Genomic DNA, 262 nt, shown 5'->3' on the forward strand with positions numbered 1-262 from the left:
CCCCCCTCCGCGTGCGGGGGGGCGTCGTGCGGGTGGTGGGCGCCCGCGGGGAGGCCCCGGGGGGCGGCCGCGCCGGCCTCGCCCGCCCAGCGGGACGACTCGATGTCCCCGGATGCCTGCACGACGCCGATGACGCCGTCCGCCTCCGCCCGGTCGAGCTGCTCGGTGTGCGAAAGCCCCTGGGTCCCTGAGCCTGTCGGAGCCAGGGTCCCTGTGCCTGTCGAAGGGCCATCGGGGGTCTCTGGGGGCGCGTGGATGTCGT

General features: G+C 77.5%; 1 pseudogene. It reads right to left on the reverse strand.

The features are described 5' to 3' along the window. Positions 1 to 257, reverse strand: a pseudogene (locus KVS71_RS17715) (deoxyribonuclease); the annotation flags it as partial. Positions 258 to 262 lie beyond the last annotated feature (5 nt).

Origin of the sequence: Microbacterium sp. GbtcB4 (assembly GCF_019091465.1) — a bacterium.
Classification (GTDB): domain Bacteria; phylum Actinomycetota; class Actinomycetes; order Actinomycetales; family Microbacteriaceae; genus Microbacterium; species Microbacterium paraoxydans.